Source organism: Conexibacter arvalis (genome assembly GCF_014199525.1).
In the GTDB taxonomy this organism is placed as follows: Bacteria; Actinomycetota; Thermoleophilia; order Solirubrobacterales; family Solirubrobacteraceae; genus Conexibacter; species Conexibacter arvalis.
Genome location: NZ_JACHNU010000002.1, coordinates 596,250 through 620,263 on the forward strand (window position 1 = coordinate 596,250; position 24,014 = coordinate 620,263).

The window sequence follows — 24,014 nt, forward strand, 5'->3', positions numbered from 1 at the left end:
CGTCGGGCCCGCGGCGGCGCGATCGGGTGCGGGCGCGGCGTCAGCCAAGGAACGACCCCTGACGGCCGGCGGCCGGTCCGGCGACCGCGCCCGACTCCTTCAGCGCCGCGATCTCGGACTCCGAGTAGCCGGCCGTGGCGAGCACCGCGTCGGTGTCGCCGCCGAGCGCCGGGCCGGGCGCCCGCGCCGGGTCGCCCGGGGTGCGGCTGAGCTTGATCGGCAGGCCGAGCAGGCGGACCGGCTCGGCGGCCCCCGGCTGGTCGAGCGCGACGACCATCTCGCGCGCGCGCACCAGCTCGGAGTCGAGCGCCTCCTCCAGCTCCAGCAGCGGCTCCAGGCAGCAGTCGTGCGCGGCCGCGAACGCCTCCCACTCGGCGCGCGTGCGGGCGGCGAAGATCCGCTCGACCTCCGCATGGGCGTCGGAGCCCGGCCCCTCGAACTGCCGCTCGATCAGGTCCTCGCGCCCGACGCCGCGGCACCACGCCTGCCAGAACTTCGGTTCCAGCGCGCCGAGCGTCACCCAGCCGTCGGCGCAGGCGTACGGGCGGTAGCAGAGCAGCCCGCCCGACAGCGGCAGCCGGCCGCGCCGCAGCGGCGCGCCGGCCGGGTCGTTGAGCTGCTGGGCGGCGACCATCGCCAGCCACGACAGCGCCCCGTCGGTCATCGAGATGTCGACCGCCTGCCCCTCCCCCGAGCGCTCGCGCTCGCGCAGCGCGGCGAGGATGCCGACCGCCGCCATCAGCGCCCCGCCGCCGACGTCGGCGATCTGCGCCGAGGCCTGCACCGGCGGGCCGCCGGCCTCGCCGGTCAGCGCGAGCAGGCCGTTCAGGCCGAGGTAGTTCATGTCGTGGCCGGCACGGTCCCGATACGGGCCGTCCTGCCCATATCCGCTGATCGCGCAGTACACGAGTGCGGGATTCTCCTGCCTGAGCCGGTCGTATCCGACCCCGAGCCGGTCGAGCACGCCGGGGCGGAACGACTCCAGCAGCACGTCGCTGTCGCGCACCAGCCGCAGCAGCACCTCGCGCCCCGCCTCCGACTTGAGATCGACGCGGATCGAGCGCTTGTTGCGGTTGAGCGCGAGGAAGAGCGCCGATCTCGCGCTCTCCTCCACCCCCTCGACGTACGGCGGCGACCAGCGCACGTAGTCGCCCATGCCGGTGTCCTCGACCTTCAGCACCTCGGCGCCGAGGTCGGCGAGCAGCAGCGAGCAGAACGGGCCGGGGAGCAGACGCGACAGGTCGAGGACCCTGAGGCCGGCGAGCGGCCCGGCGCCCTGCGCAGCCCCGGTCATCGAGCGGCCTCCGCGGAAGAGCGAGCCCCCTGGGCGAGCTCTTCCGGCGCATCCCGAGCCTCTCGGCGAGGAATCCGCAGCATCTCCCGCGCCTCCGCGACGGTCGCGACGCGGCGGCCGACGTCCCGTGCCATCCGCGCCGCCTGCGCGATCAGGTCGCCGTTGGAGCGGGCCATCGTGCCGTCGGGCAGGTAGAAGTTGTCCTCCAGCCCGGCGCGCACGTTGCCGCCGAGCGTCAGCGCCGTGGCGATCAGCGTCCACTGGTCGCGCGAGATCCCGATCACGCCCCACTCGTTCGGCCCGTCGGGGCCGCCGGGCACGTTCTCGGCCATGTGGGCGAGGTTGCGCGCCGTCGGGCGGATGCCGCCGGTCACGCCCATCACGCACGAGATCTGCAGTGGCTCTTCGAGGATCCCCATGTCGAGCAGCGGGTCGAGGTTGGCGATGTGGCCGGTGTCGAAGCACTCGTGCTCGGGCTTGATCCCCTCCTCGTTCATCGCCTTCAGCAGGGTGATGATCGTCTCGAAGCTGTTCTCGAAGACGGTGTGGAAGACGAAGTCCCTGCGTCTTCTCGAGTACTTCGCGTAGTTCATCGAGCCCATGTTGAGCGCGGCGACGTCGGGCTTGAGCGCGCGCAGGTAGGCGATCCGCTTCTCGAGCGGGACGCCGACGGCGCCGGTCGAGAAGTTGACGACGACGTCGCCGACCTCGGCGAGGATCGCCTCGGTGATCGCGCGGAAGTCCTCGACCTCGTAGGAGGGGACGCCGTCGGGCGTGCGCGCGTGGATGTGGATCATCGACGCGCCCTCGTCGACGGCGCGGCGCGCCTCCGCCGCGTACTCCTCGGGCGTGTACGGGATCGCCGGGCACTGGTCCCGGTTGGCGATCGCGCCCGAGATCGAGCAGGTGACGATGACGGGATCTTCGAGGCTCATCAGACAGGCACCACCCCATGTCGCTTCCACGGACGTTCGACCTTCTTGCCCTCCGCCATCTCCAGCGCTCTGACGATCACCGGGCGGGTCTCGCGCGGGTCGATCACGTCGTCGATCATGCCGTTCTTGGCGGCGATGTAGACGTCGATGATTCTGCGGTAGGCCTCGACCAGCTCGGCTCTCTTGGCGGCCGGGTCCTCGGCCGCCTCGACCGCTCTGCGCATCACGATCTCGACTGCGCCCTCGGCGCCCATCACGCTGATCTCGGCGCTCGGCCAGGCGACGATCAGGTCGGGCTCGTACGCCTTGCCGTTCATCACGTAGTAGCCGGCGCCGTAGGCCTTGCGCACGATCACGGTGATCTTCGGCACGGTCGCGTTGGCGACCGCGTAGAGCATCTTCGCGCCGTGGCGGATGATGCCGGCCGCCTCGACTCTCGTGCCGACCATGAAGCCCGGCACGTCCTGCAGGAAGACGAGCGGGATCCCGTAGGCGTTGCAGAGGTTGACGAACCGCGCCGCCTTGTCGGCCGAGTCGTTGTCGAGGATGCCGCCGAGCTGCTTGGGCTGGTTGGCGACGATCCCGACCGGCCGCCCGCCGAAGCGCGCGAAGCAGGTGATGATCGTCTTCGCCCACTGCGGCTTCATGTCGAACCACTCGCCGTGGTCGACGATCCGCCGGATCACCTCGTACATGTCGTACGGCTTGCGGTTGGAGTCCGGCAGCACGTCGAGCAGCTCGTCGTCCATCCGGTCGACCGGGTCGTCGGTCGCCGTGCGCGGCAGCGGCGCCTCGCAGTGCTGCGGCATGTAGGAGAGGTACTGCTTGATGCGCGCGATGCACTCCTCGTCGTCCTTGACCTCGAGGTCGCCGACGCCCGACTTGCGGCAGTGGACGCGCGAGCCGCCCAGCTCCTCCTGCGTCACCTCCTCGCCGACCGCCGCGCGCACGAGGTGCGGGCCGGCGAGCGCCATCGAGCCGCGCCCCTTCACCATCGGGACGAAGTCGGCGAGGCCGGGGATGTAGGCGGTCCCGGCGGCGCAGGGGCCCATCAGCGCGGCGATCTGCGGGATCACGCCGCTCATCACGACCTCCTCGCGGAAGAGGTAGCCCGAGCCGGCGAACAGCGAGCCGACCGCCTCCTGGATCCGCGCGCCGGCCGAGTCGAGCAGCCAGATGAACGGGATCCGCTTGGAGAGCGCCAGCTCGCGCAGGCGCGTCACCTTGATCTCGCCGGTCATCCCCATCGAGCCGGCCATCACGGTGAAGTCGTAGGCGCAGACGGCGACCATGCGGCCGTCGACCTTGCCGTAGCCGGTGATGACGCCGTCGGCCGGCGCCTCCTTGCCCTCCAGCCCGCGGACCGAGAAGTGGATGCCGGCGTGGATCCCCAGCTCGGTGAAGGTCCCCTCGTCGATCAGCAGCTCCAGCCGCTCGCGCGCGGTCAGCTTGCCCTGCTCGTGCTGCTTGGCGATCTTCGCCTCGCCGCCGCCGAGCGCCGCCCTCGCGCGGCGCGCGTGCAGCTCCTCGACCAGCGGGCGGAGGATGCTCGGCGGGTTGGTCACCGACCGGTCCACTGCGGCTCCCGTCTCTCGAAGAAGGCCCTGACGCCCTCCTGGATGTCGTCGGTCGCGAAGGCGAGCGCCAGCTGCGCGCGCAGGAAGTCGAGCGCCTCCTCGAAGGCCATGTCCTGCTGGCGGTACATCGCGTCCTTGCCCATCCGCATCAGCACCGGCGTCTTCTTCGCCAGCTTCGCGGCCCAGTCGGCGACGAAGCCGTCGAACTCGCCGGCCGGCACGACGCGGTTGACGATCCCGATCCGCTCGGCCTCGCGGGCGTCGATCTGCTCGCCCAGCAGCAGCAGCTCGTTGGTCTTCTTGCGGCCGACGTTGCGGTAGATCAGCGCCATGATCATGAAGGGGAAGACGCCGACGTTGATCTCGGGCGTGCCGAAGCGGACCCCCTCCCTGGCGACGATCAGGTCGCACGCCAGCGCGAGTCCCAGCGCGCCGGCCAGCACGTGCCCGTTGGCGGCGCAGAGCGTCGGCTTGCCGAGCTGGCCGATCAGCTGAAACAGCCGCGGGAAGCGGTCGATCGCGGCATGCTTGTGGACGAGCGGGAGGTCCGCGGCGAAGCCGCCGAGGTTGCCGCCGGCCGAGAACACTCTCTCGTGCGTCGAGGTCAGCACGACGACGCGCACGGCGTCGTCGTCGCGCGCGGCGGCGAAGGCCGCGAGCAGGTCGTCGAGCAGCTCGTCGGAGAGCGCGTTGCGGGTGTCGGGCTGGTCGAGCGCGATCGTCGCCACGCCGTCGGCGACGTCGTAGCGGAGAGTGGCGTAGGGCACGCGGCCTTCCTGTGAGAAGTAGGACGTTTCACTTCCAACTCTGCCGGTCGGCGCGCGAGCGGTCAAGCCGCAAGCCGGCAGGGCCCGCGGCGGCCGTCACGCCAGAGCCGGGCTGGCGCGATCGCGCTTGTTCGGACCTGGGAGGTTTGAAGAGGTATGGCGCGCGGGCATGGCAGGGCGTGGTCGTCCTCCCCTGCCAGGGGGCTACGCGCCGGTCGCGGCGCGGCACCGTCGCGGTGTGGGGCGGCCGTCGTTCGTCCCAACAAAATCCCAGGAGGTACCTCCTTTGGAGGCAGGAATCAGCACGCGCGGCCGCGCGATCGTCCTCGCGCTGCTCGCCGCCGTGCTCACGAGCAGCGCGCTGCTCGCCGGCGCCCAGGCCGCCGACGCCGCGCGTCCCAAGCTGCTCGCTCCCGGCAACGGAAAGGTCCTCGCCAGAGGCTCCCAGCCGGTCTTCAAGGCCCGCGACACCGACCCGAACTCGCGCAAGTACAGCGTCTACATCACGATCTCGAGATCGAAGAAGCGCGACAAGCGCGGCGATCTCAAGCGCACGAGAGTGGGCACCTTCGCGAGCATGAGACGGAAGGGCAAGTTCGGCTTCGTCTACAAGCCCGAGGCGTACAGCTTCCCGACCTGGTTCATGCAGGCGCCGGGCAAGTACTACTGGCAGGTCTTCCACATCGACTGCCGTGTGAAGGGCTGCCACGTCCAGAGCCCGATTCGCTCCTTCACCGTGCGCTGAGACCCCCAGCTCGGTCGCACTGAAGGCTCGCGGCCCGGTCGCGCCATGCTGGCGCGACCGGGCCGCTTGCGTTTCGGGGCCCGGTCGGCGAGGATCGGCGCAGTCGGAAGTAGGAAGTCCTACTGTTCACTTTCCCTGCCGAGCTAGCTGAGGAGAGACGCCCGCATGGCCACCGCCGCCGACGTGCTGAAGCCGGACTTCGGCGCCCAGCGCAAGCACTTCATCTTCACGGAGGAGCACGAGCGCCTCCGCGAGTCGATCCGCCGCTTCGTCGCCAAGGAGCTCGCGCCCCATGCCGAGGAGTGGGAGGAGACGACCTTCCCCGACTCGGTCATCCGGCGGATGGGCGAGCTCGGCTTCCTCGGCCTCTCGGTGCCGGAGCAGTACGGCGGCCAGGGCGGCGACTACTACGCCAACCTCGTGCTCGCCGAGGAGATGGCGGGCGCGCAGAGCGGCGGCCTCGCGATGGGCGTCGCCGTCCACACCGACATGGCGACCCCGCCGATCCTCGCGTTCGGCACCGAGGAGCAGAAGCAGCGGTACCTCACGCCCGCGATGAGAGGCGAGAAGATCGCCTGCATCGGCATAACCGAGCCCGACGCCGGCTCCGACGTCGCCGGCATCAAGACGCGCGCCGTCAAGGACGGCGACGAGTGGGTCATCAACGGCTCCAAGACCTACATCACCAACGGGCACCGCGCCGACTACATCGTGCTGCTGACGAAGACCGGCGATGCCGACGCGGGCTACGACGGCTACACGGTCTTCATCGTCGACATGGACCTCGCGGGCGTGATCCGCGAGAAGAAGCTCGAGAAGCTCGGCATGCACGCCTCCGACACCGCGCTGCTCGCCTTCCAGGACGTGCGCGTGCCCGACAGCGCCGTCCTCGGCGAGGTCGGCAAGGGCTTCTACCACATCATGTGGGAGCTGCAGGGCGAGCGGCTGATCGGCGCCGCCGGCTGCGTCGCGGGTGCCCAGTTCGCCTTCGACCGCACGCTCCAGTACGCGAAGGAGCGGACCGCCTTCGGCCGCCAGATCGGCAAGTTCCAGGTGACGCGCCACAAGTTCGCCGAGATGGCGACGAAGATCGAGTCGGCGCGGCAGATGGTCTACACGACCGCCTGGCGGTTCCAGAACGGCGAGTACCCGGTGCGCGAGATCTCGATGGCGAAGCTTCACGCAGCGCGGATCGCGGTCGAGGTCGCCGACGAGTGCATCCAGATCCACGGCGGCGCCGGCTACATGAAGGAGTACGGGATCGAGCGCGTCTGGCGCGACATGCGGCTCAACCGCATCGGCGCCGGCACCGACGAGATCATGCTCGACGTCATCGGCCGCTCCTACGGACTGTGAGGAGCGCGCGATGAGCGACCAGATCGTCTCCACCGAGGGCTACTCCGTCGCCAGCCTCGACGCGCTGGGCGAGGGCTGGGGCTTCCGCAAGATCCGCAAGCCGCTCGGCGTCACCGCCTTCGGCATCAACGCGATCGTGCTGCCGCCCGGCTACGACACGAACAACCACTACCACGAGCACCAGGAGGAGACGTACTTCGTCCACCAGGGGCGGATCGCGATCACCTTCGGCGACGGCACGACCCACGAGCTCGGCCCCGGCGGCCTCGCGCGGGTCGCGCCGTCGACGGTGCGGCGGCTGCGCAACGTCGGCGACGGCGACGCGATCTACGTCTGCGTCGGCGGCAAGGACGGCTACGTCGAGCGCGACGGCGTGAAGGTCGCGGACGACGGCAGCGAGACGCGGTGAGCGGGGACCTGCTGGAGCGCGCCGGCGCCGGCACCGCCGCCGGCCCGCGCCCGCTGCCGCCGCTGACGCCCGCGCACGAGGCGCTGCGGGCGGAGATCCGCGCCTGGGTCGCGTCCGAGCTGGCGCCGCACGCCGCCGCGTGGGAGGAGGCCCGCTCCTTCCCCGACGCGGCGCTGCGCGACTGCGCGGCACGCGGCTACGTCGGGTTGAAGTTCCCGGTCGAGCACGGCGGCGCCGGCGACGCGGTCGGCGCCGCCGTCTTCGCCGAGGAGCTGGCGCGCAGCGGCTCCGGCGGCCTCGGCGCCGGCATCGGCGCCCATGCCGGGATCGCGCTGCCGCCGGTGTGGAAGTTCGGCACGCCCGACCAGCACGAGCGCTACCTGCGCCCCGGGATCCGTGGCGAGCGGATCGCGGCGCTGGGCATCACCGAGCCCGACACCGGCTCCGACGTCGCGGCGATCCGCACCCGCGCCGAGCGCGTCGAGGGCGGCTTCGTCGTCAACGGCGCGAAGATGTTCATCACCAACGGGGTCCGGGCGGACTTCGTCGTGACGGCCGTCAAGACGACCGCGGAGGGCGGCCACCGCGGCATCTCGTTCCTGCTCGTCGACACGCGCGGGCCCGACGGCGAGCGCGCCGCCGGCGTCGAGGCGCGGCCGATCGAGAAGCTCGGCTGGCATGCCTCCGACACCGCGTTGATCTCCTTCGACGACCTGTTCGTGCCCGAGGAGAACCTGCTCGGCGAGCTGCACGGCGGCTTCAAGCTGATCATGGTCAACTTCGCCTGGGAGCGGCTGATGATGTCGCTCGGCGCGCTCGGCGCCGTCGAGCTGGTGCTGGAGCGGACGGTCGCGATGCTGCGCGCGCGGGCCGTCGCCGGGCGCCGGCCGGGCCAGCGCGCCCGCCACCAGGTCGCCGAGGTCGCGACCACGCTCGCGACCGGCCGGGCGCTGACCTACCACGCGCTGCGGCTCCACCTCGCCGGCGCCGACTGCGTGCGCGAGGTGACGATGGCGAAGCTCGCCACCCAGCGCGCCGCCTACGAGGCCGCCGACCGCTGCCTCCAGCTCCACTTCGACGCCGGCGAGCACGCCGACCCGCTCGTCGAGTGCGCCGTCCGCGATCTGCGCCTCGGCCCGATCGGCGGCGGCACCGACGAGGTGATGAAGGAGATCCTTGGCAAGACGATGGGCCTCTAGGGATTCCCGAAGGGATCTCTGAACGGGCGCCCGCCGGAGACCTTCTCGACGTATCTGGCGAGCGCCTTCACCATCTCCTCGGTTCTCATCTGATCGCGGAACGACGGCATCCACCAGTAGTAGCCGTTGATCGTCTTCTCGTAGACCAGGTCGTAGCTCGGCCTGACCTCGCCGAAGTCGGTCCCTATCCAGGTCGGTCTGCCGGTCGCCGCTCTGCCCTCGATCGAGTGGCAGGTTCTGCAGTGCTGCTCGAAGACGCGACGCCCCTGCGCGAGCTGGTCGCGCGGCACCGCGACCTCTCTGACGCGGCTGCCGGCGCCGGTCAGGACGTATCTGGCGACGGCCTCCCGCTCGTCCGGCGTCAGCTCGGTCGCGAACGACTGCATCCCGTAGCCGCCGTACTCGATCCGATGGTCGACGTAGGCGCGGCTGGTCAGCTCGACGTCGTCGAAGTTGGGACCGTATTCGCCGGTCGTGCCGGTCGGCGTGCGGCCGTTCATCCCGTGGCAGCTGGCGCAGTGCTCGGCGAAGACGCGGGCGCCGAGGCTCGCGCTTCTGAGCGTCGCCGGCTCCACTGCGACCGTTCTCGTCACCGTCACCGTCGTCGTGTCGCCCGACGACCCGCAGCCGGCCGCCACCGCGGCCAGCCCCGCCGCGGCGCACGCGGCCGCCGTCAGGAGCCCGCGGCGCAGCGCGCCCCGAGCCGGCATCCGATCGTCCACCTCGTTCCCCCTGTTCCCCGTTGTCTCCGCCTTCCGGCCGGCGACCGGCGGGCGGGCGGTCGGACGAATCTAACAGTCTTCCGGTGCGTGCGTGCGACTTTCCGGCGCACCGCGTCCCACCGGCGCCCGTCGCGGCGGACCGCCCATAGAGTCCGCCGCCCCACCGACCACGGTCATCAAGGAGATGTGCATGGGAGTTCTCGACGGCAAGGTCGCGATCGTCACCGGCAGCGCGCGCGGGATCGGCCGCGCGACCGCCGAGCTGCTGTCCGAGCAGGGCGCGAAGGTCCTGATCAACGACCTCGACGGCGACGTCGCGCAGCAGACCGCGTCGGAGATCGCGGGCGAGACGACCGTCTTCGCCGGGGACCTGACCAAGGGCGACGCCCCCGACAGGCTGGTCCAGGCGGCGATCGACGCCTGGGGCAGAATCGACATCATCGTCAACAACGCCGGCTACACGCTCGACGCGCCGGCGCACAAGCTGAGCGACGACTGGTGGCAGCGGATGATCGACATCCACGTCACCGTCCCCTTCAGAGTCGTCCGCGCGGCGGCGCCGCACCTGCGCGAGCCGGCCAAGAAGGAGCGCGAGGAGGGCGTCGAGGTCTTCCGCAAGATCGTCAACGTCTCCTCCACCTCGGGGACGTTCGGCAACGCGGGCCAGGCCAACTACGCCGCCGCCAAGTCGGGCGTCGTCGGCCTCACGAAGACGCTGGCGAAGGAGTGGGGCCAGTTCAAGATCAACTGCAACGCGGTCGCGTTCGGCTTCATCGACACGCGCCTGACGCAGTCCAAGGACGACGCCAACAAGATGACGATCGACGGCGAGGAGGTCCAGCTCGGGATCCCCGACCAGCTGCGCGGCATGTCGCAGATGCTGATCCCGCTCGGGCGCCCGGCGAAGGTCGAGGAGGCCGCCGGCGGCATCTTCTTCCTCTGCTCGCCGTGGTCGAACTACGTCCACGGCCAGACGCTGCACGTGACCGGCGGGCTGTTCGGCGGGATGACCGGCTGACGCCGGCGCGCCGCGGCCGCTCCGGGCGGCGCGGCGCGGCGCTCAGTGCTTCGGCAGGGCCTCGAGCAGCCGCTCGAGGTCCTGCACGCTGCTCCAGCCGCCGAACGACGCGCGCAGCAGCTCCTCGCCGGGCAGCGAGCGGACGACGACCCCGGCCTCCAGCAGCCGCTCGACGCGCCGCTCGGCGTCGCGCTCGCGCCAGGTCACGAGCGTCGTGCGGTCGCGCGCCAGCACCTCGCGCCCGCGCTCGCGCAGCAGCGCGGCGGCGAGGTCGGCGAGGTCGTGGGCCTGCGCGTGGACCCGCTCCCAGCCGGTCTCCTCCAGCAGCTCGAGCGTCGCCGCGGCGTGGACGAGCGAGGCCGGCGGCAGCGCCGGGGTGTCGTAGGCGCACCCGCCGTCGGCGGGGATCGCGTCGAGGCCGGCGCCGGCGTCGGCGAGGTTGACGTAGCCGGGGCTCGGCGGCGCGAGCCGCTCGCGGATCGCCGGCGACAGGTAGAGCATCCCCAGCCCGCACGGGCCGCACAGCCACTTCTGGCCCGAGCCGGCGTACATGTCGGCGCCGAGCGCGGCGACGTCGATCGGCACCGCTCCGACGCCCTGGGCGCCGTCGAGCAGCAGCGGGGGATCGATCTCGCGCAGCGCGGACGGCGCCAGCTGCCCGCTGCGCCACGAGACGTGCGAGCAGACGACCAGCCTCGTCCGCGGGCCGACGGCGTCCGCCAGGTCTGCGAAGGGCGCCGTGCGCACCTCCACCCCGCGCCGGCGCTGGGCGGTCAGCGGGCCGTAGACGCCGGGGTGCTCCTCGTCGCTGGTGAGGATCTCCTCGCCCGGCCTCAGGTCGAGCGCGAGCAGCGCCCGCGCGATCCCGTCGGTCGTCGACGTCGTCAGCGCGACGTCGGCCGGGGCGGCGCCGAGGCGCGCGGCGTAGAGCGCGCGCAGCCGTTCGCCCTGCTCCCCCATCGCGACGAAGAACGGCATCCCGCCGCGTCCGTCCTCCTGCTCGCGCTCCAGCTGAGCGCGAGCAGCCTCCGTGGCGCGCGTCGCGACCGGGCCGTTGGTGCCCGCGTTGAGATAGGCGACGCGCTCGCAGACGGGAAACTGCGCCCGCAGCTCCTCGAGCGGTCCGAGCGCGGAGGTTCCCATCAGATCGGGAGCGACGCTCTCAGCCCTTCTGAAGGGCCTTCGCGCGCGCGTCCTGCTGCTCCTTCCAGCGCGCGTGCGACTCCTCGATCACCTCGACCGCGGCCTCCTTCGGGAACCAGCCGTCGACCTTCACGACCTTGCCCTCGGGCGTCTTGTAGATCGAGAAGAAGTGGGAGATCTCGTCGCGCAGCGGCAGCGACAGGTCATCGAGCCCGTTCATCCAGTTCCAGTTCGGATCGTCGAGCGGCACGCACAGCACCTTGTCGTCGACGCCCTTGTCGTCGCGCATCTTGAACAGCGCGATCGGCTTGACGGGGATCACGCAGCCGGGGAACGTCGGCTCCGAGACGCAGACCATCGCGTCGAGCGGATCGCCGTCCTCGCCGAGCGTCTCGGGGATGAAGCCGTAGTCGGTCGGATAGACCACGGAGGAGAAGAGGAAGCGATCGAACTTGATCGCGCCGAGCTCTTCGTCCCACTCGTACTTGTTTCGGCTGCCCTTGGGAATCTCGACCAGGCAGTGGAGCAGATTCTCGTTCATTCACCCCTACGATACGGGGCCACGCGCCGGAACGCTGTCAGGACGGACACCGTTCGCGCGCGTGCGCGCGCGTGAGGGACCTTCACCGCGCCGCCTTCGAGCCTCGGCGCGGGGCCCCGGCGGGCGGTCCGGCGTCGCGCGGTCAGGCCGGCGCCGGCAGCTCGCCGAGCGCCAGCCGCGTACCGGAGAAGTAGTCGCCGGCCGGCGAGGCGAGGTAGGCGACGAGCGCGGCCAGCTCGCCGTCGCCGGTCGCCTCGCCCGGCGTCAGCGCGACCGTGCGAATGCCGTAGCGCGACCATTCGATCGACAGCGTCCGGGCGATGTTCTCGGCGGCGCCGCGCACGCCGGCGGCGGCCGGGTCCTCGGCGCGCGGCGGCGGCGCGACGAGCACCACCTTGCCGGGGTCGCCGGCACCGTCGCCGATCCAGGCGGCGTCGGCGACGGCGCGGACGGTCACCCATGCGCTGTCGAGCGCCGCGCGCAGCCCCTCGCCGCCGCCCGCGCCGAAGCGCGGCCGCAGGTCGTGGACGAGCACGTCGAGCGCTCCGTGCGCGACGCGGGCGGCGCGCGCGTGCTCGGCCGCGGACTCGTCGTCGAGCGTGACCGGCAGCGTCGCGGGCGTCGCGCCGAGCGCGGCCAGCTCCGGCCCGAAGGCGCCGCCGCCTCCAAGCGCGACCGTGAGACCGTCGAGCAGGCCGGGGCGCAGCAGCGTGCGGGGATCCATCGTCGCGACCCTACCCTGCTCGCCTTTCCGGTGTCGCGGGTAGGCTCGCTGCCGACGATGGACGTCGCGACCGTGCCCAAGCCGCTGACCCATCCGCTGCCCGGCGGGCAGGAGGGCGCGACCGTGCGCCTCCACCCGCTGCTCTGCGGCGAGATGCTCGCGCCCCACGGCTACGTCGAGCGCGGCGACGCCGGGCCGGCGCGGCTGCGCGAGGCGCTCGGCGCGCTCGGCCCGCGCTCTCGCTGGGCGGCGCTCCCGGTCCCCGCCTTCCTCGTCGAGCACCCGACGGCCGGCGCGCTGCTCGTCGACACCGGCTTCCACCCGAGCGTCGTCGACGGCCAGCGCGCGAACATGGGCCGCGCCGGGGCGATCCTCTACACGGTCCGCACCAGCCGCGAGCAGCTCGTCGCCGCCCAGCTGGAGCAGCGCGGGATCGCGCCGACCGACGTCCGCACGGTCGTCATGACCCATCTGCACATAGACCACGCGAGCGCCGTCTCGGAGTTTCCGGCGGCGACCTTCGTCGTCGACCGGCGCGAGTGGGAGGCCGGCGCGTCGCGCGGCTGGAGAGCCGGCTACCACCCGCGTCAGTTCGACCACGCCTTCGACTGGCGCGCGCTCGACTACGACGGGCCGGCGATCGACTCGTTCGCGACCTTCGGGCGCAGCTTCGACCTGTTCGGCGACGGCTCGGTGCGGCTGCTGTCGACGCCCGGCCACACCGCCGGCCACCAGTCGGTGCTGCTGCGCCTGGGCGGGCGCGAGGCGCTGCTGTGCGGCGACGCCGCCTACACGTGGCGGACGCTGCGCGACGGCGCGCTGCCGGCGCTGACCGACGACGAGCACCGCTTCCGCCGCTCGCTGCGCGAGATCACCCGCTACCTCGAGCAGACGCCCAGCGCGCTCGCGATCCCCGGCCACGACGCCGAGGCGTGGCCCCGGCTCGAACGGGTCTACGACTGAGGCGCGCTCAGGCGGCGGCGCCGCCGGCCGGCTTGCCCGCGGCGGCCCGCTCGGCCCGCGTCCGCTGCGCGATCCCCTTCGGCCCGAGCTGCTCCAGCTGCGCGTAGAGCGCCTTGATCTCGGTGAGGATCGCGTCGGCGACCTCCTGCTGCTGCTCGCGCGTCGGTCTCTCGACCCGCTCCCAGCGGATCGGCTCCCCGTAGAGGACGGTCACCTTCGGGAACTGGAGTCTCTTCCAGTTGCGGACCTTGACCGAGCCGTGGATCGCGATCGGCACGACCGGCGCGCCCGACTGCAGCGCGATGCGGCCGATCCCCGGACGGGCCTTGTCGCTGACCCTGCCGGTGCGCGAGCGTCCACCCTCGCAGTACATGACGAGCGCGCCCTCGCGGTCGAGGATCGAGTGCGAGGTCGTGAAGGCGTCCTCGTCGAACGCCCCGCGGCGGACCGGGAAGACGCCGCCGGGCGAGAAGATCCACTCCATCGGCTTCTTGAACAGCTGCGACTTCGCCATGAAGCGGACGCGACGGCGGATGAAGGCGCCGGCGAAGAAATGGTCCATGAACGAGGCGTGGTTGGGAGCCAGGATCACCGCGCCGCGCTTGGGCACCCGCTCGGAGTGCCAGCCGCGCATGCGGAAGGCGAGCAGCCCCCACGTGACCGTCACGACGCGGGTCGCCTCGTAGACGAAGTTCGGCTCGGTCGTGCGGGCCCGCTCGTGGAACTTGTCGAAGTAGTCCTTCTCGCGCGAGTCCTTGTAGACCTGCGCCTTCATGCTCGACAGCTTCTCGCCCTCGGGCGGCTTCACGTCCTCGGCCATGGGCGGGACGATACCGCCGCCCTGGACACGGTGACGCGCCCGGGCCGGCGGGCGCGGGCGCCGTGCGCGGCCGCTACCGCCGCGCGAGGTAGACGGCGACGAAGTCCTTCAGCTGACGGCCGCGGTGGAGGAAGCCCTGCAGCGTCTTGCCGGTCGCGCGATGGGTCAGCGGCAGCTCGACCTCCTTCACGCGGTAGCCGGCGCGGACGGCGTCGATCGTCATCCCGATCTCCATCCCGAAGCGCGGCGCGAACGGGACGACCGCCGGCAGCAGGTCGGCGCGCAGCGCCCGCTGGCCCGAGATCGGCGCGATCGTCTCCAGGCCGCAGCGCCGCCTGATCGCCCAGCGCGCGAAGCCGACGGCGAGGCCGAAGCCGCCGCCGACCCGCCTCGCGAAGGCGGCGACGGCGAGGTCGGCGTCGCCGCGGCGGACCGTCTCGACCAGCTCGCCGAGCGCGTCGGCGCTGGTCGCGAGGTCGCCGTCGCAGAGCAGCACGACCGGCGGGTCGGGCTCGCGCGCCAGCGCGAGCAGCCGCTGGGCGCCGAGCGTCGCGGCGCCGCCCTTGCCGACGTTGCGCTCCGAGCGCGCGACCTCGGCACCGTGCGCGGCGGCGACGGCGGCGGTGCCGTCGGTCGAGCCGTCGTCGGCGACGACGACGCGCGCGCCGGGGAAGGCGGCCCGCAGCGCCGCCAGCGTCGCCGGCAGGCGGTCGGCCTCGTCGTGGGCGGCGATCAGCACGACCGGCGGCCGCCCGACGGGCGGCGGGGTCGGCTCGGGCGTCTGGGGGGAAGCGTCGTGCGACATCGGATGCGGCGGCTATTCTGCCGCCCGGCGGTCCGGTCTGCGGCGCCGCACCCCGAGCGCATCTTCTTAGGAGGTCACTGTGGCTGACGTCGAGGCCCACATCACCGGCACGGTCTGGAGAGTCGAAGTCGAGGTCGGCGACACGATCGACGAGGGCGACACGGTCGTGATCCTCGAGTCGATGAAGATGGAGATGCCGGTCGAGGCCGAGGACCCCGGCGTCGTCAAGGAGATCCGCTGCGCCGAGGGCCAGGCCGTCTCCGAGGGCGACACGCTCGTCGTGCTCGAGTAGTGGCCGCTGCCGACGAGGCCGCGCCCGACGGCGGTCGCCTGCTCGTCGCCGAGCCGGCTCCCGGCGTCGCGCGGCTGACGATCTCCAACCCCGCCAAGCGGGGCGCGCTCGACGCGCCGCTGCTGCGCTCGCTCACGACGACGCTCGCCGAGCTCGACGCGCGCTGCGTGCTGCTGACCGGCGAAGGGCGCGCCTTCTGCGCCGGCTACGACATCGGCGCGCTCACCACCGAGGGCTACGACGACAGCGACGGCCATCCCTTCCAGGACGCGCTCGCCGCCGTCGCCGCCTATCCGTACCCCGTCGTCGCCGCGCTCAACGGCTACGCGATCGGCGGCGGGCTGGAGCTGGCGATCACCTGCGACCTGCGGATCGCGGCCGCCGGCGTCCAGCTCGGGATGCCGCCGGCGAAGCTCGGCGTCGTCTACAACCACGCGGGGATCAACTGCTTCGTCGGCGCGATCGGCACGGCGCGCACCAGCGAGCTGTTCCTCACCGGCCGCCGGATCGACGCCGAGACCGCCGAGCGGTGGGGCCTGGTCAACGCGGTCGTCGCGGCCGAGGAGCTGCCCGCCGCGGCGCTGGAGCTGGCACGCGAGATCGCCGCCAACGCGCCGCTGTCGCTGCGCGGCAACAAGGCCGCGATCGGCGCCGTCGCCGCCGCCGGAGGAGCGTTGGCGCCGGACGTCGCGGCCGCGCTCGACGCCGAGCGCAGGGCGGCGTTCCTGTCGGAGGACCTGCGCGAGGGCCTCGTCGCCTTCGCGGAGAAACGGCCGCCGGCCTGGCGCGGGCGGTAGGAGGCGCGGCGCGGCGGCGCGGCCGCGCGGCGCGGCTGCGGCTGCTGCGCGGCGCGTGCCCGCTCAGAGCAGCTCGCGCAGCACCCGCGCGGTCAGCTCGCTCGGCGGGGCGTACAGCTCGACCGGCGCGTCGCCGCGCGGCGCGATCGTCACCTTCGTCCCGCGCACCTCGCCAGCGGCGTCGACGTCGATCGCGTCGCGATCCCACGACGCCAGCCGCCGGGTCGCGCGCGGCACGGGACCGCCGCCCGGCTTCGCGCGCGTCTGCAGCAGATGGACGGCACGCGGCGTGACGGCGAGCAGGCATGCCTCGGGAAGGCGCACCTGACCGCGCCGGCCGCGTGCGCGCTGCAGCAGCCCGACCGGCGGGCGCGCGAGCGCGTGGCCGAAGGCCCGCCAGCCGCGCGGGCGCAGGAACTGCGCCGCCGCGAGCACCTCCTCGCCGAGAAGCTCCCGCGCCGCGTGGTCGTAGCGCTGCGCCAGCGTCGGCGCCGTCCGAACCTCGATCTCGATCCCGATCACGATCACCCTCTGCCAGATCCCGGTGCGTCGATGCTTGCAAGCGAGATGTGGTGCTGGCAACGGCAGCGGCTCGCGCTCGGCGCGTCGGCAGACCGGACATTCGTCCACCCCTCTCCCGAACGGCCGAAAGGCCGTCGCAACGGCGAAATCTCACCCTCAGGTAGACGGTGAGAGATGACCCGGCCCCGTCGCAGCGGGCCGGCTGCGCGCGAGAGGCCGGAATTCCCGCAACGTGCGGGAAAAGTGCCGTCCGACGGTGTCCATAACCTCGTCTCACCCGTCCAGCCCGGAGGTACCGCCGCCATGCCGCCGCTGATCACACGCGAGGAAGCGCACCGCCTCGGCGAGATCGAAGATCGCGCCGAGATCGAGGCGCTGGTCGAACGTGCGTGGCGGGCACGCGTCGAGCGCTTCGGCGACGCGACCGACATGTGCTCGCTCGTCAACGCGAAGTCGGGCGGCTGCGCCGAGGACTGCGGCTTCTGCGCCCAGTCGCGCTACGCGGAGGCCGACACGCCGCTGCACGCGATGATGGAGCCCGAGCAGGTGCTCGAGCACGCGCGCGCCGCCGAGGCCGCCGGCGCCCACCGCTTCTGCATGGTCACGCAGGGCCAGGGCCTGTCGAGACGCGACTTCGACAAGCTGCTCGAGGGCGTCCGCCTCGTCGCGCGCGAGACCGGCCTGAAGCGCTGCGCCTCGGTCGGCCACCTCTCCCCCGCGCGCGCCAGAGCGCTGAAGGAGGCCGGCGTCCAGCGCGTCCACCACAACGTCGAGACGGCCGCGTCGTACTACCCGGAGGTCTCGACGACCGTCCGCTACGAAGGGCGGCTGCGGACGATCGACGCGCTCCGCGACGCCGGGCTGGAGACCTGCGTCGGCGGCATCCTCAACCTCGGCGAGACGCGCGCCCAGCGCGTCGAGATGGCCTTCGAGCTGGCCGCGATCGACCCGACCAGCGTCCCGATCAACCTCCTCAACCCCCGCCCCGGCACGAAGTTCGGCGACCGTGACGTCATGGACCCGTGGGAGGCGGTCAAGTGGATCGCGATCTTCCGGCTGATCCTCCCCGACGCGCTCTTCCGCCTCTGCGGCGGCCGCGTCGAGAACCTCGGCGAGCTGCAGGAGATCGCCGTCAAGGCCGGCCTCAACGGCGTCATGATGGGCAACTTCCTGACGACGCTCGGCTCGACGCCGGACGAGGACCGCGCGCTGTTCGAGCGGCACGGCCTGAACGTCGCCCGCCAGCCCGACAACGGCAGCAACCCGCGGCCCGACAACCGCTCGGGGTGGCTCGCGGGCGAGACGCCCGACGTCGTCGGCGACCACCTCGCCGTCGCGACCGCCGACCCCGCCGAGGCGATACGCGCGCTCGACGTGCGCCTCTGGGACCCGGCGACCCAGCTGCGCTTCCGCCGCAAGGCGAACGTCCCCCCGCGCCCGGACGGCGCCCCCAACCGCGGCCGCGGCCGCCCCACACGAGAACACGGCGAAGCGATCCCCGCAGGCGCCGACGACGGCCACGGAGGGCCGCAGCGATGATCGAGATCGAGGCACGGCTGGACGAGCTGGAGCAGCTCGGTCTCGCGCGGCGGACGCGGCTGGTCAGCGGGCCGCAGGGACCGCGGGTGGTGCTCGACGGCAAGCCGGTCCTGCTGCTGTGCTCCAACAACTACCTCGGCCTGGCCGACCACCCTGCCGTGCGCGAGGCGGCAGCGGACGCGGCGATGCGGTGGGGCGTCGGCGCCGGGGCGTCGCGTCTCGTCTCCGGGACGATGACGATCCACCGCCGGCTCGAGGAGCGGCTCGCCGCCTTCGAGCGCCGCCAGGCGGCGCTGCTGTTCGGCTCCGGCTACCTGGCCAACGTCGGCGTCGTCTCGGCGCTCGCGCGCGCCGGCGACGTCGTCTTCTCCGACGAGCTCAACCACGCCTCGATCGTCGACGGCTGCCGTCTCTCGCGCGCCGACGTCTTCATCTACGAGCACGGCGACGTCGAGCACCTCGAATGGGGTCTGCGCGAGGCGGACGGCCGCGGTGCGCTGATCGTCACGGACGGCGTCTTCTCGATGGACGGCGACGTCGCGCCGCTGCCCGAGCTGGTCGAGCTCGCGCAGCGCTACGACGTGCGGCTGGTCGTCGACGAGGCCCACGGGACCGGCACGCTGGGGCCGGGCGGCCGCGGCGCGGTCGCCGAGGCCGGCTGCGAGGACGGCGTCGACGTGATCGTCGGCACCCTTGGCAAGGCGCTCGGCTCCTACGGCGCATACGTCGCCTGCGACCTGCAGATGGCCAAGTACCTGGTCAACGCCTCGCGCGCGCTGATCTACTCGACCGCGCCGGGCCCGCCGGCCGTCGCCGGAGCGCTCGCCGCGCTGTCGCTCCTGGAGGAGCAGCCGCGCCGCGTCGAGAAGCTGCAGGCCAACGCGGCGCTGCTGCGCTCCGAGCTGGCGACCGCCGGCTTCGAGGTCGACGCCGACGCCCGCACGCCGATCGTTCCGCTCGTCTTCGGCGAGGCCGAGCTGGCGGTCCGGACCTGCGAGAAGGCGCTCGAGCGCGGCGTCTTCGCGCAGGCGATCCGGCCGCCGACCGTGCCCCTCGGCAGCTCGCGGCTGCGGCTGGCGGTGATGGCCTCCCACAGCAAGAGCGAGCTGCGCGACGCCGCGCGGGCGCTGGCGCAGGCGGCCACCGCCGCCGGCATCCGCCCGGAGGAGCTGCGCCGACAGCACGCGGCGGCGCAGGAGCTCGAGCCGCTTCCGGCCGGCGACGGGCGCTTCCGCGACGTCGACGACGCCGACGGCCGTTTCCGCGACTTCGCCGACGCGGTCGCCGCACCGCCCCGGTCGCGCCCCGCGGCGGTGGTCGGCGGCTCGCGCGACGCCTTGGGCGCGGCCGACCCGTCCGCCGCGCCGCCCGGCGACGGCGCACGGCGCGGGAGAGCACGCCCCGCGACGCTGTGGGACGACGGCGACGGCGAGCTGTGGGTCGAGCGGCGCAAGCCGGCCGCCGGCGGCGCACGCCCGTTCGACGGCGAGCGCGACGACCGCCCTGCCCGCCGCGACGCGCAGCGGCCGCCCGCGCCCGCGATCTTCGACGCCGAGGCGCCCGGCGCGCTCGTCGAGCACGCCGCGTAGGAGCAGGCCGCGTGCAGCAGGCGGGTTTCGGCGGCCGACACGGCGCGGCCCGGCGGCACGGCGCGGTGTGAGCGTGCGCGGCTGCTTCGTCACCGGCACCGACACCGGGGTCGGCAAGACGGTGCTCGCCGCGTCGATCGCCGCGGCGCTGCGGGCCGGCGGCGAGCGCGTCGCCGCCTTCAAGCCGGTCGTGACCGGCCTCGACGAGCCGGCCGACCGCGACTGGCCGCCCGACCACGTCCTGCTGGCGGCCGCGGCCGGGTCCGATCCGGCGGCGGTCGCGCCGGTCCGCTTCGGCCCGCCCGTCTCGCCCCACCTCGCCGCCGAGCTTGCCGGCGAACCGCTCGACCCGGCCCGCCTGCGCGCCGCCTTCGCCGCCGTCGCGGCGGACGCCGACGTCGTCGTCGCCGAGGGCGTCGGCGGACTGCTCGTCCCGCTGGCGCGCGATTGGCTGGTCCGCGACTTCGCCCGCGACACCGGACTCCCGCTCGTGATCGCGGCCCGACCGGGGCTCGGCACGATCAACCACACGCTGCTGACGCTCGCCGCGGCCCGCGCCGCCGGGCTGACGGTCGCCGGCGTCGTGCTCGGGCCGTGGCCGGAGGCGCCGAGCACGATCGAGGCCGACAACCGCGCGACGATCGAGCGGCTCGGCGCGGTCGAGACGGCGACGCTTCCGCGCCTCCGCCGCGGCGACCCCGCGCTGCTCGCCGCCGCCGGCGCTGCGCTCCCGCTCGCGCGCTGGCTCGGCTGAGCGCGCTGCCGGCGGCCGACCAGCGTCTTCGTCGCGTGGCGGCTCGGCTGCGCGGACCCGCGCCGAGGGCGTCCGGAAGCACGTGCGCCCGGCGGGAGCCGGGCGCACGGAGCCTGTGAGGAGAGGTCCTGCGGGGGAAGTGGACGGAGCGGGTTCGGCCAGTGGCTTCAGCCCACCCCGTGGCGACCATCCAATCCCGTGGTCCTCAGCCGAAGCTCAGCCGTTCCTAAGAGGAACGTAAGCGCGCGGCGGCAGCGGCATGTGACGCATGCATCACATGCTGTTACGCCCATGTACCATCGTCGCCGATGACCCCCGCGCTCGACCTCTCGTCCGTCTCGCTCTGGCGCTGGGATCCCGAGCACCAGCGCGAGCGTCATCTGCTGCGCGACGTCGACTGGACCGTCCGGCCCGGCGAGCACTGGGCGCTGCTCGGCGCCAACGGCGCCGGCAAGACGACGTTGATGAACGTCGCCGGCGCCGTCCACCATCCGAGCGCCGGCACCGCCGACGTGCTCGGCAGCCGGCTCGGCCGCGTCGACCTGCGCGAGCTGCGCACGCGGATCGGCCTCGTCGAGGCGAGAGCGGCCCGCGCCTTCCGCCAGCGGATGACCGCCGAGCAGGTCGTGCTGACCGGCGCCACCGCGTCGATCGCGCTGCGTCGCGACCGCATCGGCGCCGCGGAGCGCGAGCGGGCGCGCGGGCTGCTGGCGCGGTTCGGGTGCGGCGACAAGACCGACCGCCCCTACGACGAGTGCTCCCAGGGCGAGCGCCAGCGGATCCTGCTCGCCCGAGCGCTGATGCGGCGACCGGCGCTGCTCCTGCTCGACGAGCCGGCGACCGGCCTCGACCTCCCCGGTCGCGAGGCGCTGCTGGCGGCCGTCGCGACGATCGCCGCCGAGGAGCCGGCGACCGCAACCGTCACCGTCACCCACCACGTCGAGGAGCTGCCGAGCTCGACGACGCACGCGCTGCTGCTGCGCGACGGCGCGGTCGTCGCGGCCGGGCCGGCGCACGAGACGATCGCCTCCGGGCCGCTGTCGGAGTGCTTCGGCACGCCGGTCGTCGTCGACCGCCTCGGCGGACGCTGGCTGGCGCGCGCGGAGGCCGCGTGGTGAGCGCGCGACCGCGCGACGTGACGGCGCCGGGCCTCGCCGACGCCGACGCGCTGCGCCGCGCGCGCGAGGCGATCGAGCGCGACGGCTGGGAGGCCGCGACGATGGAGCGGCTCGCCGCCGCGCTCGGCGTCTCGCGGATGACCCTCCACCGCCGCGGCATCCGCCGCGAGGACGTGCTGCGGGCGCTCGGCGCGCTGCTGGAGGACGACTACCGACGCGCGCTGTGGCCCGCGCTGACCGCCGCCGGCAGCGGCGCCGAGCGGCTGGAGCTGGCGTTGCGCGCCCTCTGCGAGGTGACCGAGGAGAACCTCGCGCTGCTGGCCGCGCTCGACAGCGCCGAGCGCGACGCGATCTTCCACGAGCCGGGCGAGCGCGCGCTGACCCAGGAGGTCTTCACGGCGCCGCTGCAGGCGCTGCTGCGCGACGGCGCCGCCGACGGCACGCTCGCGCCCGAAGACGTCGAGGAGACCGCGACCGTCCTCTTCAACCTGCTGGCGTGGACCTACCGCCACCTGCGCCTCTCGCACCGCTGGCCGCCCGAGCAGGCGACGGCGGCGGTGACGCGGCGGGCGCTGCGAAGCGTCGCGGCATAGCCACGCGCCGCCGAGCCCTGGCCCTCTCCGCCGGGTCGGACGCCGCGGCGCGAGCGGACTCAGCGGTGGGAGCGGCTGGCGCGGCGCGAGCGGACGCCGCGGCGAGAGCGGCCGGCGCGGCGCGAGCGGCCCGGCGGCGGCGGGAGCGGCCGGCACGGCGGCAGCCGGCGGCGCGCTGCGAGCGGCCGGTGCGGCGGGAACGGGCTGGGCCCGCGGCGCGAGCGGGCGCGTCGGCGTCTCGGAGGCTTGTCCAGGAGGCTCAAGCGGCGCGCGCCCCGCGCCGATCCGCTGGCCATGTCCCGACGCCTGCTGGTCCCCCTGCTGAGCGCGCTGGCGCTCCTGCTCGCCGCGGGCCCCGCGGCGCTCGCCGCGGCCGCGCCGCCCTCCGCCCCGCTCGCCGCCGCCGCGGTCGACGACGAGACGTGGGTCGACGACGACGCCTGCAGCGACGATCCCGAGGTCGACCTGCCGCCGTGCGAGGAGAGCTGGGACGACGGCTCCGGCGACGACGCCGAGCTGTGCGACGTCGCGCTCGAGGTGGAGCCCCTGCGCGCATCGGGCGCCAAGGACAGCGAGGAGTGGAGCGAGGACGACGAGGCGTGGGTCGACGACGAGACGTGGCTCGACGACTGCGAGCCGCTCGCGCCGACCGTCGGCGGCCTCGCCGTGGCGGTCGCCGGCAGAGGCGCAGCGACGCGCCTGCGCGTCGCCTTCTCGCTCGACCTGCCGGGCGCGGTCGAGCTGACGCTCGCGCGCGTCGAGAGCGGCGTCACGCGCCGAAGACGCTGCGTCGCCGCTCCCGCCCGCGCGGCCGGCAAGCGCTCCAAGCACGCGCGCAGACGCGCCGCCAAGCGCGCCGGCAGACGCTGCACCCGCACGGTCGCGCTGCGCGGGGTCGTCGCGGTCGACGGCGTCGAAGGCGCCAACGCCGTCGAGCTGCGTCGCCGCTGGGGCGGTCGCGCGCTCGCCGCCGGCAGCTACCGCCTGACGGCGACGCCGGTCGACGAGGGCGGCAGGGGCGCCACGGCGGCCTTCGCGCTGCGCGGCCGCGCTCGCTGAGCGGGCGTTCGCTGAGCGTCGCTCGCTGGGCCGGCGCACTCGCTGGGCCGGCGCATTCGCTGGGCCGGCGCATTCGCTGGGCCCGCGCGTTCGCTGGGCCGGCGCATTCGCTGGGCCGGCGCAGTCGTCGAGCGGCCGCGCTCGCTGAGCGGGCGCGTCGACGCTCTGTCTGGACCGTCCTCTAGCGTTCGGCACGTCGCGATGTGAACAGCCGCCGGGAGCGGCGGGCCCAGGGGCGGGGGTCGTGTGAGGACGACGGTCAACTTGGCGGTGCTCGGTCTCGTGATCGAGCGTCCGAGCTACGGATACGAGCTGAGCAGGCGGCTCCAGACGCGCTTCGGCGACCTGCTCGCCGTCAGCCGCTCGCACGTCTACGGAGCGCTCGACGCGCTCCAGCGCGGCGGGCTGATCGAGCCGCTGCCGGCGCCCCCGGCCGCCGAGCCGGTGCGCCAGCCGAAGGTCCACTACCGCGCGACCGCCGCCGGCGAGCGCGCCTTCGCCGCGTGGGTCGTCGAGGAGCTCGGCGAGCATGCCCGCCGCGCGCGGCTGCTCGGCGCCGTCGCGGAGCTGGGCGGCGGCCGCGACGAGGAAGCTGCCGGCGCGATCGCGGCGCTCGTCGCCTCCTACGAGCGCGCGTGGGAGCGGTTCGGGCCGGTCGTGAACGGCCGTTGAGCGGCGACGGCGCGGCGACCGCTCCGGCCGCCCGCCTGACACGCAGCACGCCGCGCGACGC

General features: G+C 73.7%; 26 protein-coding genes. 15 read left to right on the forward strand and 11 right to left on the reverse strand.

The annotated features are described in order from the left end of the window. Positions 1 to 40: 40 nt before the first annotated feature. Genes BDZ31_RS11395 through BDZ31_RS11410 form a run of 4 tightly spaced genes read right to left on the reverse strand, consistent with a single transcriptional unit; the run spans position 41 to position 4,573 of the window. Positions 41 to 1,294 (reverse strand): CaiB/BaiF CoA transferase family protein, encoded by a 1,254-nt coding sequence (locus BDZ31_RS11395; protein WP_183342091.1) that lies wholly within the window; start codon positions 1,292 to 1,294, stop codon positions 41 to 43. Beyond that, a complete protein-coding gene (locus tag BDZ31_RS11400; protein WP_183342093.1) occupies positions 1,291 to 2,229 on the reverse strand; it encodes a beta-keto acid cleavage family enzyme in 939 nt (312 codons plus the stop codon). Before BDZ31_RS11400 ends, BDZ31_RS11395 begins: the two co-directional genes overlap by 4 nt. Further along, positions 2,229 to 3,806: a carboxyl transferase domain-containing protein gene (locus BDZ31_RS11405; RefSeq protein ID WP_183342095.1), complete on the reverse strand. Its 1,578-nt coding sequence runs from the start codon at positions 3,804 to 3,806 to the stop codon at positions 2,229 to 2,231. Before BDZ31_RS11405 ends, BDZ31_RS11400 begins: the two co-directional genes overlap by 1 nt. After that, positions 3,791 to 4,573: an enoyl-CoA hydratase-related protein gene (locus BDZ31_RS11410; protein WP_183342097.1), complete on the reverse strand. Its 783-nt coding sequence runs from the start codon at positions 4,571 to 4,573 to the stop codon at positions 3,791 to 3,793. Before BDZ31_RS11410 ends, BDZ31_RS11405 begins: the two co-directional genes overlap by 16 nt. Before the next feature lie 286 nt (positions 4,574 to 4,859). Between BDZ31_RS11410 and BDZ31_RS11415 the strand changes: the two genes are divergently transcribed. From BDZ31_RS11415 to BDZ31_RS11430, 4 genes are all read left to right on the forward strand, one after another. Then, positions 4,860 to 5,318 (forward strand): hypothetical protein, encoded by a 459-nt coding sequence (locus BDZ31_RS11415; RefSeq protein WP_183342099.1) that lies wholly within the window; start codon positions 4,860 to 4,862, stop codon positions 5,316 to 5,318. A 165-nt stretch (positions 5,319 to 5,483) separates the two neighbouring features. After that, positions 5,484 to 6,674 (forward strand): acyl-CoA dehydrogenase family protein, encoded by a 1,191-nt coding sequence (locus BDZ31_RS11420; RefSeq protein WP_183342101.1) that lies wholly within the window; start codon positions 5,484 to 5,486, stop codon positions 6,672 to 6,674. 10 nt (positions 6,675 to 6,684) lie between these two features. Beyond that, positions 6,685 to 7,083, forward strand: coding sequence for a cupin domain-containing protein (locus BDZ31_RS11425; RefSeq protein WP_183342103.1), 399 nt, complete (start codon positions 6,685 to 6,687; stop codon positions 7,081 to 7,083). Beyond that, a complete protein-coding gene (locus BDZ31_RS11430; RefSeq protein WP_183342105.1) occupies positions 7,080 to 8,282 on the forward strand; it encodes an acyl-CoA dehydrogenase family protein in 1,203 nt (400 codons plus the stop codon). Before BDZ31_RS11425 ends, BDZ31_RS11430 begins: the two co-directional genes overlap by 4 nt. On the opposite strand, the gene BDZ31_RS11435 is transcribed toward BDZ31_RS11430, so the two are convergent. Then, positions 8,279 to 8,992: a c-type cytochrome gene (locus BDZ31_RS11435; protein ID WP_183342107.1), complete on the reverse strand. Its 714-nt coding sequence runs from the start codon at positions 8,990 to 8,992 to the stop codon at positions 8,279 to 8,281. The two genes, BDZ31_RS11430 and BDZ31_RS11435, sit on opposite strands and share 4 nt — an antisense overlap. Before the next feature lie 202 nt (positions 8,993 to 9,194). Here BDZ31_RS11435 and BDZ31_RS11440 point away from each other — a divergent pair, with 202 nt between their 5' ends. After that, positions 9,195 to 10,022 (forward strand): SDR family NAD(P)-dependent oxidoreductase, encoded by an 828-nt coding sequence (locus BDZ31_RS11440; protein WP_183342109.1) that lies wholly within the window; start codon positions 9,195 to 9,197, stop codon positions 10,020 to 10,022. 42 nt (positions 10,023 to 10,064) lie between these two features. Here BDZ31_RS11440 and BDZ31_RS11445 read toward each other — a convergent pair whose 3' ends face one another. From BDZ31_RS11445 to BDZ31_RS11455, 3 genes are all read right to left on the reverse strand, one after another. Then, on the reverse strand, positions 10,065 to 11,165 hold the full coding sequence (locus tag BDZ31_RS11445; protein ID WP_183342111.1) for an aminotransferase class V-fold PLP-dependent enzyme: 1,101 nt from the start codon (positions 11,163 to 11,165) through the stop codon (positions 10,065 to 10,067). Positions 11,166 to 11,184: 19 nt separating this feature from the next. After that, positions 11,185 to 11,706 (reverse strand): inorganic diphosphatase, encoded by a 522-nt coding sequence (locus BDZ31_RS11450; RefSeq protein ID WP_183342114.1) that lies wholly within the window; start codon positions 11,704 to 11,706, stop codon positions 11,185 to 11,187. Between the two features lie 142 nt (positions 11,707 to 11,848). Further along, positions 11,849 to 12,430: a hypothetical protein gene (locus BDZ31_RS11455; protein WP_183342116.1), complete on the reverse strand. Its 582-nt coding sequence runs from the start codon at positions 12,428 to 12,430 to the stop codon at positions 11,849 to 11,851. Positions 12,431 to 12,487: 57 nt separating this feature from the next. On the opposite strand from BDZ31_RS11455, the gene BDZ31_RS11460 reads away from it, so the two are divergent. After that, complete coding sequence (locus BDZ31_RS11460) at positions 12,488 to 13,393, forward strand: N-acyl homoserine lactonase family protein (RefSeq protein WP_183342118.1); 906 nt, start codon at positions 12,488 to 12,490, stop codon at positions 13,391 to 13,393. A gap of 7 nt (positions 13,394 to 13,400) precedes the next feature. Here BDZ31_RS11460 and BDZ31_RS11465 read toward each other — a convergent pair whose 3' ends face one another. Both BDZ31_RS11465 and BDZ31_RS11470 read right to left on the reverse strand, forming a co-directional pair. Next, positions 13,401 to 14,213 (reverse strand): lysophospholipid acyltransferase family protein, encoded by an 813-nt coding sequence (locus BDZ31_RS11465; protein ID WP_183342120.1) that lies wholly within the window; start codon positions 14,211 to 14,213, stop codon positions 13,401 to 13,403. Positions 14,214 to 14,286: 73 nt separating this feature from the next. Continuing rightward, positions 14,287 to 15,018 (reverse strand): glycosyltransferase family 2 protein, encoded by a 732-nt coding sequence (locus BDZ31_RS11470; RefSeq protein WP_183342122.1) that lies wholly within the window; start codon positions 15,016 to 15,018, stop codon positions 14,287 to 14,289. 79 nt (positions 15,019 to 15,097) lie between these two features. Here BDZ31_RS11470 and BDZ31_RS11475 point away from each other — a divergent pair, with 79 nt between their 5' ends. Continuing rightward, positions 15,098 to 15,310 (forward strand): biotin/lipoyl-binding carrier protein, encoded by a 213-nt coding sequence (locus tag BDZ31_RS11475; protein WP_183342124.1) that lies wholly within the window; start codon positions 15,098 to 15,100, stop codon positions 15,308 to 15,310. Continuing rightward, a complete protein-coding gene (locus BDZ31_RS11480; protein WP_183342126.1) occupies positions 15,310 to 16,107 on the forward strand; it encodes an enoyl-CoA hydratase-related protein in 798 nt (265 codons plus the stop codon). Before BDZ31_RS11475 ends, BDZ31_RS11480 begins: the two co-directional genes overlap by 1 nt. A 63-nt stretch (positions 16,108 to 16,170) precedes the next feature. On the opposite strand, the gene BDZ31_RS11485 is transcribed toward BDZ31_RS11480, so the two are convergent. Further along, positions 16,171 to 16,629 (reverse strand): hypothetical protein, encoded by a 459-nt coding sequence (locus BDZ31_RS11485; protein ID WP_183342128.1) that lies wholly within the window; start codon positions 16,627 to 16,629, stop codon positions 16,171 to 16,173. 303 nt (positions 16,630 to 16,932) lie between these two features. Here BDZ31_RS11485 and bioB point away from each other — a divergent pair, with 303 nt between their 5' ends. The 7 genes from bioB to BDZ31_RS11520 all read left to right on the forward strand — a co-directional run bounded on the left by bioB (position 16,933) and on the right by BDZ31_RS11520 (position 23,953). Beyond that, entirely contained in the window at positions 16,933 to 18,168 is a 1,236-nt protein-coding gene (bioB, locus tag BDZ31_RS11490) for a biotin synthase BioB (protein ID WP_183342130.1), read from the forward strand. Then, positions 18,165 to 19,757, forward strand: coding sequence for an 8-amino-7-oxononanoate synthase (gene bioF, locus BDZ31_RS11495; RefSeq protein ID WP_183342132.1), 1,593 nt, complete (start codon positions 18,165 to 18,167; stop codon positions 19,755 to 19,757). Before bioB ends, bioF begins: the two co-directional genes overlap by 4 nt. 73 nt (positions 19,758 to 19,830) lie before the next feature. Beyond that, positions 19,831 to 20,511 carry a dethiobiotin synthase gene (gene bioD, locus BDZ31_RS11500; RefSeq protein ID WP_183342134.1) on the forward strand — a complete coding sequence of 227 codons (681 nt, stop codon included), beginning with the start codon at positions 19,831 to 19,833 and terminating at the stop codon, positions 20,509 to 20,511. A 308-nt stretch (positions 20,512 to 20,819) separates the two neighbouring features. Further along, positions 20,820 to 21,629, forward strand: coding sequence for an ABC transporter ATP-binding protein (locus BDZ31_RS11505; protein WP_183342136.1), 810 nt, complete (start codon positions 20,820 to 20,822; stop codon positions 21,627 to 21,629). Next, the gene (locus BDZ31_RS11510; protein WP_183342138.1) at positions 21,626 to 22,222 is read left to right on the forward strand and encodes a TetR-type transcription factor C-terminal domain-containing protein; all 597 of its coding nucleotides are present in this window, start codon (positions 21,626 to 21,628) and stop codon (positions 22,220 to 22,222) included. The genes BDZ31_RS11505 and BDZ31_RS11510 overlap by 4 nt, the downstream gene beginning before the upstream one ends. A gap of 294 nt (positions 22,223 to 22,516) precedes the next feature. Continuing rightward, positions 22,517 to 23,281, forward strand: coding sequence for a hypothetical protein (locus BDZ31_RS11515; RefSeq protein WP_183342139.1), 765 nt, complete (start codon positions 22,517 to 22,519; stop codon positions 23,279 to 23,281). Between the two features lie 246 nt (positions 23,282 to 23,527). Then, positions 23,528 to 23,953 carry a helix-turn-helix transcriptional regulator gene (locus BDZ31_RS11520; protein ID WP_183342140.1) on the forward strand — a complete coding sequence of 142 codons (426 nt, stop codon included), beginning with the start codon at positions 23,528 to 23,530 and terminating at the stop codon, positions 23,951 to 23,953. Positions 23,954 to 24,014: the final 61 nt, after the last annotated feature.

Bases quoted from the DNA above. Each gene is read 5' to 3' on its own strand.
- BDZ31_RS11395 (WP_183342091.1), bottom strand. From the start codon at position 1,294: ATGACCGGGGCTGCGCAGGGCGCCGGGCCGCTCGCCGGCCTCAGGGTC.
- BDZ31_RS11400 (WP_183342093.1), bottom strand. From the start codon at position 2,229: ATGAGCCTCGAAGATCCCGTCATCGTCACCTGCTCGATCTCGGGCGCG.
- BDZ31_RS11420 (WP_183342101.1), top strand. From the start codon at position 5,484: ATGGCCACCGCCGCCGACGTGCTGAAGCCGGACTTCGGCGCCCAGCGC.
- BDZ31_RS11425 (WP_183342103.1), top strand. From the start codon at position 6,685: ATGAGCGACCAGATCGTCTCCACCGAGGGCTACTCCGTCGCCAGCCTC.
- BDZ31_RS11435 (WP_183342107.1), bottom strand. From the start codon at position 8,992: ATGCCGGCTCGGGGCGCGCTGCGCCGCGGGCTCCTGACGGCGGCCGCG.
- BDZ31_RS11440 (WP_183342109.1), top strand. From the start codon at position 9,195: ATGGGAGTTCTCGACGGCAAGGTCGCGATCGTCACCGGCAGCGCGCGC.
- BDZ31_RS11445 (WP_183342111.1), bottom strand. From the start codon at position 11,165: ATGGGAACCTCCGCGCTCGGACCGCTCGAGGAGCTGCGGGCGCAGTTT.
- BDZ31_RS11450 (WP_183342114.1), bottom strand. From the start codon at position 11,706: ATGAACGAGAATCTGCTCCACTGCCTGGTCGAGATTCCCAAGGGCAGC.
- BDZ31_RS11455 (WP_183342116.1), bottom strand. From the start codon at position 12,430: ATGGATCCCCGCACGCTGCTGCGCCCCGGCCTGCTCGACGGTCTCACG.
- BDZ31_RS11460 (WP_183342118.1), top strand. From the start codon at position 12,488: ATGGACGTCGCGACCGTGCCCAAGCCGCTGACCCATCCGCTGCCCGGC.
- BDZ31_RS11465 (WP_183342120.1), bottom strand. From the start codon at position 14,213: ATGGCCGAGGACGTGAAGCCGCCCGAGGGCGAGAAGCTGTCGAGCATG.
- BDZ31_RS11470 (WP_183342122.1), bottom strand. From the start codon at position 15,018: ATGTCGCACGACGCTTCCCCCCAGACGCCCGAGCCGACCCCGCCGCCC.
- bioB (WP_183342130.1), top strand. From the start codon at position 16,933: ATGCCGCCGCTGATCACACGCGAGGAAGCGCACCGCCTCGGCGAGATC.
- bioF (WP_183342132.1), top strand. From the start codon at position 18,165: ATGATCGAGATCGAGGCACGGCTGGACGAGCTGGAGCAGCTCGGTCTC.
- BDZ31_RS11505 (WP_183342136.1), top strand. From the start codon at position 20,820: ATGACCCCCGCGCTCGACCTCTCGTCCGTCTCGCTCTGGCGCTGGGAT.
- BDZ31_RS11515 (WP_183342139.1), top strand. From the start codon at position 22,517: ATGTCCCGACGCCTGCTGGTCCCCCTGCTGAGCGCGCTGGCGCTCCTG.